General features: G+C 71.6%; 15 protein-coding genes. 7 read left to right on the plus strand and 8 right to left on the minus strand.

Features of this window, described 5'->3' with window-relative positions; translation table 11 throughout:
- Positions 1-93 precede the first annotated feature (93 nt).
- The gene (locus ACWEQG_RS02010; RefSeq protein WP_452280915.1) at positions 94-342 is read right to left on the minus strand and encodes a hypothetical protein; all 249 of its coding nucleotides are present in this window, start codon (positions 340-342) and stop codon (positions 94-96) included.
- Positions 343-501: 159 nt separating this feature from the next.
- Here ACWEQG_RS02010 and ACWEQG_RS02015 point away from each other — a divergent pair, with 159 nt between their 5' ends.
- The gene (locus ACWEQG_RS02015; RefSeq protein WP_452280917.1) at positions 502-915 is read left to right on the plus strand and encodes a GntR family transcriptional regulator; all 414 of its coding nucleotides are present in this window, start codon (positions 502-504) and stop codon (positions 913-915) included.
- 9 nt (positions 916-924) lie between these two features.
- On the opposite strand, the gene ACWEQG_RS02020 is transcribed toward ACWEQG_RS02015, so the two are convergent.
- Both ACWEQG_RS02020 and ACWEQG_RS02025 read right to left on the minus strand, forming a co-directional pair.
- Positions 925-1,233, minus strand: a complete 309-nt coding sequence (locus ACWEQG_RS02020) for a hypothetical protein (protein WP_452280919.1) — start codon at positions 1,231-1,233, stop codon at positions 925-927.
- Positions 1,230-1,445 carry a hypothetical protein gene (locus tag ACWEQG_RS02025; protein ID WP_452280921.1) on the minus strand — a complete coding sequence of 72 codons (216 nt, stop codon included), beginning with the start codon at positions 1,443-1,445 and terminating at the stop codon, positions 1,230-1,232. Before ACWEQG_RS02025 ends, ACWEQG_RS02020 begins: the two co-directional genes overlap by 4 nt.
- A 175-nt stretch (positions 1,446-1,620) precedes the next feature.
- Here ACWEQG_RS02025 and ACWEQG_RS02030 point away from each other — a divergent pair, with 175 nt between their 5' ends.
- Both ACWEQG_RS02030 and ACWEQG_RS02035 read left to right on the plus strand, forming a co-directional pair.
- Entirely contained in the window at positions 1,621-3,039 is a 1,419-nt protein-coding gene (locus tag ACWEQG_RS02030) for a hypothetical protein (RefSeq protein ID WP_452280923.1), read from the plus strand.
- 32 nt (positions 3,040-3,071) lie between these two features.
- On the plus strand, positions 3,072-3,551 hold the full coding sequence (locus ACWEQG_RS02035) for a hypothetical protein (RefSeq protein ID WP_452280925.1): 480 nt from the start codon (positions 3,072-3,074) through the stop codon (positions 3,549-3,551).
- 320 nt (positions 3,552-3,871) lie between these two features.
- Here ACWEQG_RS02035 and ACWEQG_RS02040 read toward each other — a convergent pair whose 3' ends face one another.
- On the minus strand, positions 3,872-4,171 hold the full coding sequence (locus ACWEQG_RS02040; protein ID WP_452280926.1) for a hypothetical protein: 300 nt from the start codon (positions 4,169-4,171) through the stop codon (positions 3,872-3,874).
- Between the two features lie 65 nt (positions 4,172-4,236).
- Complete coding sequence (locus ACWEQG_RS02045) at positions 4,237-4,743, minus strand: hypothetical protein (protein WP_452280928.1); 507 nt, start codon at positions 4,741-4,743, stop codon at positions 4,237-4,239.
- Between the two features lie 36 nt (positions 4,744-4,779).
- Between ACWEQG_RS02045 and ACWEQG_RS02050 the strand changes: the two genes are divergently transcribed.
- Together ACWEQG_RS02050 and holA are read left to right on the plus strand one after the other, a co-directional pair.
- A complete protein-coding gene (locus tag ACWEQG_RS02050) occupies positions 4,780-6,420 on the plus strand; it encodes a ComEC/Rec2 family competence protein (RefSeq protein WP_452281649.1) in 1,641 nt (546 codons plus the stop codon).
- Positions 6,421-6,605: 185 nt separating this feature from the next.
- Positions 6,606-7,571, plus strand: coding sequence for a DNA polymerase III subunit delta (gene holA, locus ACWEQG_RS02055; RefSeq protein ID WP_452280930.1), 966 nt, complete (start codon positions 6,606-6,608; stop codon positions 7,569-7,571).
- Between the two features lie 113 nt (positions 7,572-7,684).
- On the opposite strand, the gene ACWEQG_RS02060 is transcribed toward holA, so the two are convergent.
- Positions 7,685-8,182, minus strand: coding sequence for a MarR family winged helix-turn-helix transcriptional regulator (locus ACWEQG_RS02060; RefSeq protein WP_452280932.1), 498 nt, complete (start codon positions 8,180-8,182; stop codon positions 7,685-7,687).
- Positions 8,183-8,248: 66 nt separating this feature from the next.
- On the opposite strand from ACWEQG_RS02060, the gene ACWEQG_RS02065 reads away from it, so the two are divergent.
- A complete protein-coding gene (locus tag ACWEQG_RS02065; RefSeq protein ID WP_452280934.1) occupies positions 8,249-9,439 on the plus strand; it encodes an MFS transporter in 1,191 nt (396 codons plus the stop codon).
- Positions 9,440-9,523: 84 nt separating this feature from the next.
- On the opposite strand, the gene rpsT is transcribed toward ACWEQG_RS02065, so the two are convergent.
- Both rpsT and ACWEQG_RS02075 read right to left on the minus strand, forming a co-directional pair.
- The gene (gene rpsT, locus ACWEQG_RS02070; RefSeq protein ID WP_357038714.1) at positions 9,524-9,796 is read right to left on the minus strand and encodes a 30S ribosomal protein S20; all 273 of its coding nucleotides are present in this window, start codon (positions 9,794-9,796) and stop codon (positions 9,524-9,526) included.
- A gap of 137 nt (positions 9,797-9,933) precedes the next feature.
- The gene (locus ACWEQG_RS02075; protein ID WP_452280935.1) at positions 9,934-11,010 is read right to left on the minus strand and encodes a hypothetical protein; all 1,077 of its coding nucleotides are present in this window, start codon (positions 11,008-11,010) and stop codon (positions 9,934-9,936) included.
- A gap of 114 nt (positions 11,011-11,124) precedes the next feature.
- Here ACWEQG_RS02075 and lepA point away from each other — a divergent pair, with 114 nt between their 5' ends.
- Positions 11,125-12,948, plus strand: a complete 1,824-nt coding sequence (lepA, locus tag ACWEQG_RS02080; protein ID WP_452280937.1) for a translation elongation factor 4 — start codon at positions 11,125-11,127, stop codon at positions 12,946-12,948.
- Position 12,949 lies beyond the last annotated feature (1 nt).

Genomic DNA, 12,949 nt, shown 5'->3' on the forward strand with positions numbered 1-12,949 from the left:
ATTATGGAGGCGGCCTCCCATGGCACCCCCTCCAGGCGAGGGAGGCCGCCCAGCCCCTGCCGGGAGTGGTCTTCGAGGATCGGCAGGGGCAGCTCATCGGATCCGGTGGGCGATCTCGTCCTGCATGGCCAAGGCCTGCGCGAGCGCTTCGGGGGTCTCCCGGCCGACCGTGGAGACCACCCCGGCCGAGAGCTGAGGCAGGGTCGGGGGACGGCGGCGGGTCGCCCACCACCGCACCTCGCCGCCGGTCACCTGGATCCGCCATCCGGGGTGCGTCTGCTCCAGAGCGGCCAGCTGCCGCTCCTGCAGGGTGACGGCGATCCCAATCAGCTCATCGGGCACGCCGGCCCCCGGAGAGGGTGGCGCGGCGGCCGACGCCTGGGAAGCAGTTGGCCGCCGCGCCGGCTTGGGGGCGCATTTTGAGGGAGAAGATCACGATACGCTCAGTGGGCTTATTGGCCAATAGAGCGATTGGCCGGTGCCGCTGATCGCATATACGCCGTGCCCGTCGACCCGGACTCCTATACGCCCGCCTACCGGCAGATCGCCGATGACCTGCGGGACCGGATCGCGCGCGGCCAGCTTCCGCCAGGCCGCAAGCTCCCAGCAGAGGACCGGCTGGCCGACGAGTACGGCGTGGGCAAGGACACCCTGCGCGACGCGCTCGCGCAGCTGCGCAGCGAGGGCCTGATCCGCACCGTGCACCGGGTCGGGTCCTACGTGCGAGAGCAGACCGAACCCGAGGTGACCCGGATCGAGGGCCCAGCCCAGGTGCGGGCGCGTATGCCGACGCCGGAGGAGCGGCGGCTGTGGCGCCTGGACGACGGGATCCCGGTGCTGGTCGTGGACTCCGGCGGGCGGCAGGAGATCCTGCCCGCTGATCGAGCCGTGCTCGACATCCCCCCGCACCGCTGACCGGCCGGCTCACCGTGTTGCCCCGCGGCCGGCCAGGGCGAGCCCGTGCTGGGCGATCAGGATCGGTATCTCCTGCAGCAGCAGCGTCTCCAGGTCCGCGGCCGTGCGGGCGTCCAGGATCAGCGGCTCGGGGACCGGCCAGGCGGCCAAGGCGTAGAAGCGGCGGCTGCCCTTGCCGTACATCACGGTCCAGCCCGGCCACCGCTCGGCGAGCTGGCCGGCCTCGGCGTGCTGGTCCAGGTCCCATGCGCGGCGTTTCCATGCGCCGGGTTCGGCTCCGTCGCGGTGCCGGCCGCCCGGGCGTGAGGGGCGGATCATCGCGCCGCCCCTTCGGCGCGGGCCTCCTGCACGGCGACCTTCTCGGTGAGCTGGTCGGCTTCGTCGGCGTCGACGGTGCGCTCGGCGCCCGCCTTCATCTGCGGGGCGGTGAAGGGCCGATCCCGAGTAGCCCACCAGCGTCCGGCATCGGACTGCCAGATTCGCCAGCCGGGGATCGCCGCCGGGGGTGCGGTGCCTCTATCGTTGCTCACGGGTCAGGACCTCGATTCCTGATCAAGGGGTCCGTACGGCGTTCGCGCGCCTGCGGGCCCCGAGCTTTTCCGCGTCGCTCCCATAACAGCGCTGAGTAACCTTCCCAGCACAGAGGCGTGTAGAGGACACTGGAGGACAGGCAAGGACACCCCAGGTCCGGCATGAGGTGACGCGATGGCCACCGAACTTCCCCCGTGGGCCGTACGGCTGCGCGCCGAGCGGCGCAACCGGCTGTGGAGCCAGCGTGAGATGGCCCTCCAGCTCGTCGAGGCGGCCGACGAAGCGACCCGGGCGCGACTGCCCGCACGCGAGTCCATCGTCCGCCGGGTCCGGGCGTACGAGGCCGGCGACCACCAGCCCGACGACCCCTACCGGGTGCTGTACTGCCGGGTGTTCGGCATCGAGGAAGCCGACCTGTTCGGCACCCCGGCCGCCGCTGTTGTCCCCGCCGGCCGCGAACTGACCGGCGCTGTTGTCACCATCCCCGCCCTGCCCTGGGTATGGGAACCTCAAGGAACGGTAAACGCTGTCTTTGACACCAGCAGGGATGACCTCATGCTCGATCGCCGCCAAGCCGTCAGGGCGTTGGCCATCACCGCGGGGTTACCGCTCATCGACCCCGTGCAGCGCTGGCTCGCCAAGACCCCGCACACGGCCGCGGGGACCACGGCGACCGGCAGGATCGGCGCGGAGGAAGTCGCGCAGCTGGAGGCGACCGCCAGCGTGTTCCGCACCTGGGACCACTCCCACGGCGGCGGCCTGGCCCGCAAGGCCGTCATCGGCCAGCTCAACGAGGTCGCCGACCTGCTGCGCGAGTCCCACCCCCACGAGGTCGCCCTGCGGCTGTTCCACGTGATGGCCGAGCTGTCGAAGATCGCCGCCACCATGTCGTGGGACTGCGGCATGCAGACCGCCGCGCAGAAGTACTACGTCCTCGCCCTCCAGGCGACCAAACCGGCAGGGGACCGCCCCCTCGGCGCGAGCATCCTCGCGTCGATGGCGCGGCAGCTGCTGTACCTCGGCCATCCCCAGGACGCGCTGGAGCTGGTCCGCCTCGCCCTCGACGGCGTCCGCGGCACAGCCACACCCAGACTCATGGCGATGCTGCACACCCGCGAGGCGTGGGCGTACGCGGCGCTGGGCCGCCCCGAGGCGTTCCGCCGCGCCACCGACGCCGCCGAGGACGCCTTCACCGACATCGGCGGCGGCGGCCACGACCCGGACTGGATCACGTACTTCGACGCGGCCGAACTCGCCGGCGTCACCGGCGGGCGCTACCTCGACATGGCCCGCGGCGACCGCCGGTACGCCGCCGACGCCCTGGACTACATCGGCCGGGCCCTGCAGCTGCGTCAGCGCTCCAGCATGCGCAGCCTCGCGCTCGACCAGGTGGGGCTCGCGCAGGCGCACCTACTGAATGGCGACCTGGACGAGGCCGTCACCATGGGCGCCGCCGCCACGCACACAGCCGGGCAGGTCCAGTCCGACCGGGTCCGCGCCCAGCTCCGCGAGCTGTACACCGACATCGAACCGCACCACGACCCCGCCGCGGCTGGTCTCACGCAGCAGATCCGCGAGACCCTGGCACGCTAGGAGGCAACGCAGTCGCCGAGCGGGAGTTGCTGATGGTGCGAATCGGTGTGACCGGCCACATGAACCTCACCGCGGCTACGGCCGTCCTCATCTCCGAGGCGATCCGCGCCCACCTACGCGCGGCAGACGGGGACATCGTCGGCGTGTCCTGCATCGCGCGCGGGGCCGACAGCCTGTTCGCCGAAGCCGTGCTCGAGGCCGGCGGCACGCTGGAGGTGGTCCTGCCGTCCCAGGACTACCGGGAGGCGAAGGTCAAGCCCGACCACGCAGACCTGTTCGACCGGCTGCTGGGCAAGGCGACCCGGGTCCGGACGATGCCGTTCGACCACGCCAGCCGGGAGGCGTACGTCGCAGCCAACGAGGCGATGCTGGGGTCGGTGGACGAACTAGTCGCGGTCTGGGACGGCGCGCCCGCCGCCGGGCAGGGCGGGACGGCCGACGTCGTCGCTGAGGCGAGGGAGCGCGGCGTGCCAGTGACCGTGATCTGGCCGGAAGGCGCGGCGAGGGACTGACCCGGGGACGCTGGGATGTCGCTGCTGCCAGTTGCTGCCAGTTCGAACCAACCTGGCAGCTCACCTTCTGACGCGCTGCGCAGGGGCCGCACGATCAGGCGTGACGCCTGGGAAGCGGTGCCTGACCGTGCGGCAGCACATGCCCTCGCCGTACGGGCTGCGGAGCCGCGAGACTCGACCGTACCGCCGATCATCCGGAATCGGCAGGGAACACTTCCCTGACCTGAATGCCACCCTGATGAGGGGTACGTTTCGTACGGCGCCTGGGAAGCGCAGACGTCCCCGGCCTGCTCGTGGAGGAGGCGGGGACGTCTTGCTGCTCAGCCCTCTTGGGTGGGCTCCTGACGGCCGTGCGAGACGATAGCCCCGAACAGCAGGATGACCGCGATGACCACCAGCACGATCGCGGGAATCCGGACCAGGCTGCGGAGGTCCTCGCAGGCCTGCGCGACCGAGGAAACTCGGTTGAACATCGATTCCGTCAGGTCATGCACGAAGGCCTCGCGGCTCTCGACGAACGCGGACCCGCACGTCACCCCGGACGATGACACGGGGATGAAGCCGACCAGTAGGCCGGCCACGAGGACGAGGGCGCCGATCCAACCGAGGACCTTGGTCATGCCCCGATGATGCGCCCGGGCGCTAAGCAGTGCCAGCGATCCCGGGCGAGCGATATCGGAACGAATCAAAGCCCGGCCGCGCGCCGCTCGGGCACGCCAGCCTCGTCCAGGCGCCGGCGGCGCCGCTCGCGCAGATCCACCACACCGAGGCGCGCACGTTTCGCGGCGAGCAGCGCCTGGCCCTTGCGCATCAACTCGTGCAGCGACTGCTTACGAATGCCGAGGATCCCGGCGATGTGGTTGATGGAGTAGTCGCCGCCCTCCGACGCGGCGCGGGCGGCGCGGGCGATCGCCCTTAGCTTGCAGTCGCGCAGGTACGCGGTGAGCTCGTCGAGCAGCACGAGGTTCGCCGGGTCGTCGGCCGCGTGATCCTCCATCCGATTGAAGAACCTCGCGAGGTTCGCTGCGAGCTCGGCGGGTTCGGTGACGCGCTTCTCGCGGACCGGGGCGGCGGGGGCGGGAGAGGTGACCGCCGACGCGCTGGTCGTGTCTTCGAGGTCAGGCTCAGCCTGACCTGCGCGGAGGTCAGGGCGATCCTGACCGGGGACGTCGTATGGTGCGGCAGTGGGCATCGGGGGTCCTCTCGCTGAAATACTGTCTAGGCGAGAATCACAGGCACCAATCTGGCGATCGTGGCGGGCGCGGTGCTGGTGCTCGGGCGTCTCGCCGGCCTGCCCCTGGCCCTCCGGGCCGCCGTCGCGGTCGTCGCGATGGTCGCGTTCTCGGTCGTGGCGAGACCGTCGCCGAGCGTGCTGCGCGCTCTCGTCATGGGAACGGTCGCCGCCGTGGCCCTCGGCACGGGGCGCACCCGGGACGGCGTGGCCGCCCTGTCGGTGACCGTGCTCGGACTGGTGGTGTTCGATCCCGGGCTGGCCCGGCAGTGGGGCTTCGCGCTGTCGGTGTTCGCGACCGGCGGCATCCTGGTGCTCGCGCCCCGGTGGCGTGACCGCATGGCGGCGCGCCGGGTGCCCCGTCTCCTCGCCGAGGCCCTGGCCGTGACCGCCGCGGCGCAGGCGGCGGTCACGCCCCTGCTGGTGCTGATGTCCGGGCGCCTCGACCTGGCCGCGATCCCGGCCAACCTGCTGGCGGAGCCCGCGGTGGCGCCCGCGACCGTGCTGGGGTTCGGGGCCGCCGTGATCGCCCCGGTGAGTATGGACCTGGCCCGGCTGCTGGTGCGTCCCGCGGGCTGGGCCGTCGGCTGGATCATCGCGGTGGCACAGCGAGCCGCGGACCTTCCGTTCGCCTCGGCGGAGTGGTTCGGGGGAGTGGCGGGTGTCGCCGCGCTCACGGCGGCGGCCGTCGCGGGCTGGATCGTCCTGCGGGGCCGTGCGCGCAGGCGCCTGGCGGCGGCGCTCGCGGCGGGAGCGTTGCTCGCCGCCCTCGTGGCCGTGCCGGTGGTGTCACCCTGGCCACCGCCGGGGTGGCTCCTGGTCGTCTGCGACGTCGGTCAGGGGGACGCGATGGCGCTGGCGGCCGGTCCCGGCCGGGCGGTGGTGGTCGACGCCGGGCCGCGGCCGGGCCCCACCGACCGGTGTCTGCGCGCTCTCGGAGTGCGGCAGGTGCCGCTCGTCGTCCTCACTCACCCCCACCTCGACCACGTCGGCGGACTGCCGGGGGTGCTGCGCCGCCGCGCGGTGGGGGCGGTGGTCGTGAGCCCGGGCCGCGTGCCGGAGGGCGAGGCCGGCCGCGTCTCCGGGCGACTCAGGGCGGCCCGCATCCCGGAATGGCGGGCCGTCCCGGGGATGCGGTGGCGGTTCGGACCGAGCGAGATCACCGTGCTCGCCCCCGAGGCCGGTGCGCAGACGCGGGGCAGGGGCGAGGGATCGACGGCCAACAACGCCAGCGTGGTGCTGCTGGTCCGCTGGTCCGCGCGGCCCGACGCCCAGGGAGCGGGCGGAACACGGGAGGCAGAGGGAGCAGGCGGTGCGCCCCTGGGGGCGGCCCTGCTCGCCGGAGACCTGGAGACGGAGGCACAGGAGGCACTGGTGCGGCGCGGCCTGCCGCGGGTCGAGGTGCTGAAGGTTCCCCATCACGGGTCGCCCAGACAGTCACCGGCCTTCCTCGCCGCCACGGGCGCGCGGGCCGCCCTGATCAGCGTCGGCGCGGTCAACGACTACGGGCATCCCGCTCCGCTGACGCTGCGGCGCCTGCACTGGCTCGGCATGCGGCCCTACCGCACGGACCTGTCCGGGGACATCGCCGTCGTCGCCGCCCACAACCGCCTCGCCGTGGTCGTACGAGGCAGATGAGCGCGGCGCTCGGCCGGCGACGCGATCGGTGGGACGGCCCTCGGCCTGCGCCGCCGGCTCGTGACGGCGCCGGCACCCTGTGGGTCACACTTGTGCTCGGGATTCGCCCGATACGCACATGTCAGTCGCAGCGTGCCGGGCGGGCGGATGTGCCGCGGGCGGGTGGGCGTGGCATGCTGCCTGACATGGCGAATCCAGCACCCGTGACCCTGGTCGTCGGCGACGAGGAGTTCCTGGCCGATCGCGCCGTCGGCTCCATCGTGGCGGCGGTCCGCGCCGAGGAGCCTGGGGCGGAGCTGCACGACCTCCAGGGGAGCAAGGTGCAGCCGGGAGAGCTGACCGGACTCGCCTCCCCCTCCTTGTTCGGTGACCGGTCGGTCATCGTGATCCGCGGGGCGCAGGACCTCACGAAGGACGTCATCACCGAGGTCGTCAAATACGCCGCCCACCCGGCCGACGACACCGTGCTCGTGCTCGCCCACCCGGGCGGCGTCAAGGGGAAGGCCCTGGTGGACGGGGTGAAGAAGGCCGGCGCCGACGTCGTCACCGTGGTCAAGCCGACCAAGGCGGGAGAACGGCTCGACTTCATCAAGGCCGAGGTCCGCAGGGAGGGCCGGTCGATCTCGCCGGCCGCCGCCCAGGCGCTGCTCGACGCCGTGGGCAGCGATCTGCGCGAGCTGGCGGCCGCCTGCAGTCAGCTCGCCTTCGACACCGAGGCCAAGAACATCGACGAGGCGGCGGTCGCGAAGTACTACCGGGGGCGCGCCGAGGTCAGCGGCTTCACGATCGCCGACCTCGCGATCGAGGGCCGGTTGGGCGAGGCGCTGGAACAGGTGCGGTGGGCCCTCGCCACGGGCGTGGCGCCGGTGCTGATCGTCAGCGCGCTGGCGGGGGGTCTGCGCTCGCTGGCCAAGGTGGGCGGGGCGCCCCGCAACCTGCGCGGCGGCCAGCTCGCGAGCCATGTGGGCATGCCGCCCTGGAAGATCGACCGGGTCAAGCGTCAGCTCGGCGGCTGGGGACCGGAGGGCATCTCCGCCGCCCTGCAGGCCGTGGCCACCACCGACGAGCAGGTCAAGGGCGGCGGCACCGATCCGGCGTACGCGCTGGAGAAGGCGATCCACACGATCGTGGCCAGTCGCGGCACCCGCTGAGCCGCACCCGCTGAGCGAACCCCGCTGAGCGGACTCCGTTGAGCCGGTCCCGTTGAGAGCCGCTCCCGCTAGCCGGTCCCAACGTACAGCTCCCCGCCTTCGCCGTACCGCTCTCAGGAACGGCCGGGGTGCTCCACGTGCAGCAGCATCCGCTTGAGCAGCGCCGCGAGGGCGTCCTGGTCGTCCGGCGGCAGCACGCCCACCATCTCGTCCTCGACCTCGCCGCGCAGGTCCATCGCCCTGAGCCAGAGCGCGCGGCCCTCGCTCGTCAGCTCCACATCCACCCGGCGGCGGTCCTCCGCGCTGCGGATGCGCCGGACGAGCCCCGCCTTCTCAAGGGTGTCCAGGCGGCCCGTCATGCCGGCGGGGGACACCCTCAACTCGGCGGCCAGCTCCGTCGGGGTGGCCCGGCCGGCTTCTCCCCGGGCCCCGAGCCAGTGAAGGGTCTCGTACTCGAAGTCCTGCAGGCCCACCGCGGCCAGCGCGGTGTCCTTCGCCTGGGCCAGGTGCTTCACCAGGAACTGCATCCGCGTGACGATGGCCTCCACGCGTTCGTCGAAGGGCGCCTTCCCCCGCCAGCGCGCGATGTGCCGGTCCACCGAGTCGTCCATGAGGCAATCATACGCTGGGGAAAAATACGTTGACGAAAGTTTCGCTGACGAAATACCTTCGCTCTCATGATTGCGCGTCTGATCGCGGGGCGGACGGTCGCGGCGCTCGCCACCGCCCTCATTCCCACCGGCCTCACCCTCGCCGTCATCAGGGTGACCGGCTCGGCCCTCGATCTCGGCGTCGTCCTCGCCGCCGAGATGCTGCCCATGGTCCTGTTGCTGCCCGTCGGGGGAGTCATGGCGGACCGCTTCCCGCCGAGACGGGTGATCCTCGTGGCCGATCTGGTCCGCTGCGCCGCTCAGGTGGCGCTGGGAGCGCTGCTGCTCCTCGGCCATCCGGGCGTCGCGGTGATGGCGACCCTCGCGGCGCTCACCGGAGTCGCGGTGGCCTTCGGCGTTCCGGCGGTGTCACCGCTGGTCGCCGGGGTGGTTCCGGCCGAGCGCCGGCTGCGGGTCAACGCCCACGTCGGAGTGGCGAGCGGCCTCGCCCAGATCACCGGCCCCGCGCTCGCCGGAGGCCTGACGCTGTGGCTCGGGCCGGGCTGGTCCTTCCTGCTGACCGGGATCCTGTTCGCCGGGTCCGCGGTCACACTGGGCGGCCTGGTCACGGCGCCACGCCCGGCGGCCCGTCGCGACCGCTTCCTGGGCGAGCTGAGGGAAGGATGGCGGGAGGCGAGGCGGCACCGCTGGTTCCTCATCAGCGTGGCCGGGCACGGCGTCTGGCATCTCGGGGCGGGCGTGCTGCTGACCCTCGGCCCGGTGATCGCCGTACGCAGCCTGGGCGGAGAGGCCGTCTGGGTGGTCATCGCGCAGGCGGGGACCGCGGCGACCCTGCTCGGCGTCTTAGTGGCGCCCAGGTTGCCGATCCGGCGGCCCCTCGCCGTGGCGGCGGTCGGCGCGGCGGTCTACGCGTGCCCGCTCGTCGCCTTCGCTCTCCCCGCGCCGACCCCGATCGTCACGGCCGCGTACGTCGTGGCGATGCTGGGGGTGGGGATGCTGACGCCCCTGTGGGAGACGGTGGTGCAGCAGCGGGTGGAGCCGCACGCGCTCGGCAGGGTGGACTCGTTCGACCTGCTCATCTCCTACGCGGCGCGGCCGCTCGGGCTCGCCGCCGCCGCGCCGCTCGCCGCCTGGGCGGGAGCCGCGGTTCCGCTGCTCGTGTCGGCGGCTCTGGTGGCCGCGGTCAACCTGGCGGTGCTCGCCCTGCCCGAGGTCAGGCGGCGTACGACGGAGAAGGCCACGCCGGTGCCGGTCTGACCGGTGACGCGGCCATGACGACGGCGGACACGCGAAAACGCCGCATCTCCCGTGAGAGGAGATGCGGCGTGCGCCATGCGTGAGTTACTTGGCGGCCTGCAGGGTAGCGGCGCGCTTGGCGATCGCCGACTTCCGGTTGGCGGCCTGGTTCTTGTGAATGACGCCCTTGCTGACGGCCTTGTCGAGCTGCCGGGACGCGGCCTTGAGCGCGACGAGGGCGTCGTCGACGTTGCCCTGGTCGGCGGCCTCGCGGAACTTGCGGACCGCGGTCTTCAGGGACGACTTGACGGCCTTGTTACGCAGCCGGCGCTTCTCGTTCTGCCGGTTGCGCTTGATCTGGGACTTGATGTTCGCCACGAAGAAAGCCTCAGTGTTAAGTCTTGGTCGGATGGGGCGCGCGGGCTCGTGAGAGGGCGCGCCACACGCAGTTGGACAGGATACCAACAGTCCGGGCCGCCGCTCAAATTCACGACGACAGGACCGCCCCGCTCATGCTATCGCGGCGCGGCCGCCGCGGTCCGCACACCGGCCCGCCCGCCCGCCGACTCCACCGACCCACCGGGGCCGCCGCGCACCCAGGCGCTCTCGTACTCCTTCCAGTCCTGCTCCGTGGCCGCGAAGTCGACGTACAGGGCCAGGCCGAACTCGGTGCGCGGACCGTGCTCGCTGAGCGCGAGCCGCGCGCCGTCGGCCGCGGCCTGGACGCTCTCGGCCCAGTCGCCGTACCAGACGCCGTGGTCGTGGTACGCCGGAGCCCCGATGAGCAGGGTCTTGTCCTCGGGCACCAGGTCGAGGGCGAGCGCGGTCTGCCGTGCGACGTAGCCGCCGTAGAGGGAGTTCAGCGGTGTCCAGGAGTCGTACGTCATGATCGCCACCTGGTCGGTGAGGCCCACCACCTGGCGGAAGTAGTCCGGCGTCCAGTACTTGTCGTGGCCGATGACCAGGGCGGTGGGGGCGCGCAGTCCGGGCAGCGGCTCGATCTGCTGCGTGGCGACCGACAGCGGCCGGGCGCCGATGGCCGCCCGCGTCTCCCGCAGCACGCTGAGGAACGGCCCGTCCCCGTCGACGACCGGTTCGAAGTCGTAGTGGATCCCGTCGAACCCGACGCCGACCAGGTCCCGGGCGCCCGCCACGACCCGGGCCCGGGTCGCCGTGTCGGCCAGGCTCAGGTGGGGCTTGCCGTTGTCGTTGACCGTCTGGCCGAGCCAGGCCGACACCCGGACTCCGGGCACATTCGTCCGCCACCATTTCAGGAAATTTCTGGCATTGGAGTAGCGATCGGGGGGCAAGGTCCCGTCGTAGTCGAACGGCCCGCTGTGGACGTACACATCCCTGATCCCGCTCGCGCGCAGCCGTACGGCGAGGGCCCGCACGTCGGCCTCGGTGCGGCGGCCGTCCACCCACGCGTGGCCCATCCACAGCGCGTCGTGGCCGGTCGTCCTGGCCCAGCCGGCGGGCGTTCCGGCGAACTGAAGGCGCAGCGCGGCGGCGCCGGCCAGCCCGAGCACGAGCGGAACGGCCACGACGACGGCGGTTATTCGCAGAACTCGTCTGGTGGTCAAGGCAAGCATCCGGACATGCCACCATGGAGGGTGGCTGGTCCGCCAGCCTCGGGAGGGCCCGCCGTGCGAGACGAGGGCGGCCCGATCGACCAGCAGTCACCCAACTTGTCGAAACGGACCCCGGTGCGCACTCAGCCTGGCCATACCGACCCCGCGTTGATCCGCAACTTCTGCATCATCGCGCACATCGACCATGGCAAGTCGACCCTCGCCGACCGCATGCTGCAGATCACCGGCGTGGTGGACGACAGGTCGATGCGTGCGCAGTATCTCGACCGCATGGACATCGAGCGGGAACGCGGCATCACCATCAAGTCGCAGGCCGTGCGGCTGCCCTGGAACGGCCACGTCCTCAACATGATCGACACGCCGGGCCACGTGGACTTCACCTATGAGGTGTCCCGGTCGCTCGAGGCGTGCGAGGGCGCGATCCTGCTCGTGGACGCCGCCCAGGGCATCGAGGCGCAGACGCTGGCCAACCTCTACCTGGCCATGAACGCCGACCTCCACATCATCCCGGTGCTCAACAAGATCGACCTGCCCGCCGCGCAGCCGGACAAGTACGCCGAGGAGATCGCGGGCCTGATCGGCTGCGACCCCGGCGACGTGATGCGCGTGTCCGGCAAGACCGGCGTCGGCGTCAAGGAGCTGCTCGACCATGTGGTGGAGCACATCCCGGCGCCCGTCGGCAACGCCGACGTCCCCGCCCGGGCGCTGATCTTCGACTCCGTGTACGACACCTACCGGGGCGTCGTGACGTACGTCAGGGTCGTGGACGGGCACCTGTCCAAGCGCGAGCGCGTGCTGATGATGTCCACGGTCGCCCAGCACGAGCTGCTGGAGATCGGCGTCATCTCGCCGGAGCCCATGCCGTCCGACCGAGGCCTCGGCGTCGGCGAGGTGGGCTATCTGATCACCGGCGTGAAGGACGTGCGCCAGTCGCGGGTCGGCGACACGGTCACCAACGCCCTCAAGCCGGCCGCGGAGGCGCTGGGCGGCTACGAGCATCCGAAGCCGATGGTCTACTCGGGGCTCTATCCGATCGACGGCGACGACTACCCCGAGCTGCGCGAGGCCCTCGACAAGCTGCGGCTGAACGACGCCGCGCTCGTGTACGAGCCGGAGACCTCCGCGGCCCTCGGTTTCGGCTTCCGCTGCGGCTTCCTCGGCCTGCTGCACATGGAGATCGTCCGTGAGCGGCTGGAGCGCGAGTTCAACCTGTCGCTGATCTCGACCTCGCCCAACGTCATCTACCGGGTGATCATGGAGGACGGGAACGAGCACGTCGTCACCAACCCCTCGGAGTTCCCGGCCGGCAAGATCGGCCAGATCTTCGAGCCGGTGGTGAAGGCCACGGTGCTCGCACCGTCCGAGTTCATCGGCGCGATCATGGAGCTGTGCCAGGGCCGCCGCGGGCAGCTCCAGGGCATGGACTACCTCTCGGAGGACCGGGTCGAGATCCGCTACACGCTCCCGCTCGGCGAGATCATCTTCGACTTCTTCGACCAGCTCAAGTCCAAGACCCGCGGGTACGCCTCGCTCGACTACGAGCCGTCCGGGGAGCAGGAGGCCGACCTGGTCAAGGTGGACATCCTGCTGCAGGGCGAGACTGTGGACGCGTTCAGCGCGATCGTCCACCGCGAGAAGGCGTACGCCTACGGGGTGGAGATGGCCAAGAAGCTCAAGGAGCTCATCCCGAGGCAGCAGTTCGAGGTGCCCATCCAGGCCGCGATCGGCGCCCGTGTCATCGCCCGCGAGAACATCCGCGCCATCCGCAAGGACGTCCTCGCCAAGTGCTACGGCGGTGACATCAGCCGTAAGCGCAAGCTGCTGGAGAAGCAGAAGGAAGGCAAGAAGCGGATGAAGATGGTCGGCCGGGTGGAGGTCCCCCAGGAGGCCTTCGTCGCCGCCCTCTCCTCCGAGGCGCCGGACAAGAACAAGAAGTAAC

The sequence above is a fragment of the Microbispora sp. NPDC004025 genome (genome assembly GCF_053604425.1).